Source organism: Paenisporosarcina sp. P4_D4 (assembly GCF_056401835.1).
In genome coordinates this window covers 1-794 of the sequence record NZ_JBFUIO010000380.1, presented here as the reverse complement: position 1 = coordinate 794, position 794 = coordinate 1, and the positions used below count along the sequence as shown (strand labels likewise).

Sequence of the window (794 nt, the reverse complement as noted above, 5' to 3'; positions counted from 1 at the left end):
AGTTTGTCTTCAGTCTGAGCCTATTTATCAGGATGGGCTTTACTTTATACCCATGATATTTCTACTGGGAGTATATGTGTAAAATCTGTACTCAATTGCTTTTCATCATCATTCAGTAACAAGTGGATGGATCCATGATCGGCAGATGTCCGTATCAAACGGCCAATTCCTTGTTGAAGGCGTAACAACATAAACGGCAATTCGACTTCTGCAAAAGGATCATTAGAAAATTTTCGTTTCGCATCGAACAAAGGATCATGCGGAGGGAAAGGTAAATCAAATATAATCACGCGTGTTAAAGCTTCTGCAGGCAAATCAAGCCCTTCCCATAAATGGTATGAACATAATGTAGCGATATGCCCAGCTTGGAAATCACGCACAATGGATGATAATTCACGTTCTCCTTCAAAAACCATACCCATTCTTTCTTCAACTGAAAGGGAATTTTCAAAATTCACCATATCACTCTTCGACTTGAACAATAACAAGGTGGGCTCTTTAGATTGCAAGAGTAGTTCTCGTGCTTTCTTTGCTTTCGTTTCACTATCGACAGAATGACCAAATATCTGCATTACTTGGTCGTAATCAAATGGAGATGGAACACTAAACGAATGGTACTGATCGATACCTAAAGCATCTGAAATATAGGTGAAGTCTTTATTAACCGATAAAGTGGCTGAAGAGAAAACAACAGGCAATTTATTTGTGAATAATTTTTCATTTAAAATATCTGTTACGAGACGTGGCATGATGACTAATGTCTCAATACCATCTTTTTCTTCCAACCAATCGAC

General features: G+C 37.9%; 1 protein-coding gene. It reads right to left on the bottom strand.

Annotated elements, in window-relative coordinates; translation table 11 throughout:
- Positions 1 to 44: 44 nt before the first annotated feature.
- The coding region (locus AC1DSL_RS18970; protein ID WP_477533440.1) for a helicase C-terminal domain-containing protein at positions 45 to 794 on the bottom strand (750 nt) is incomplete at its 5' end.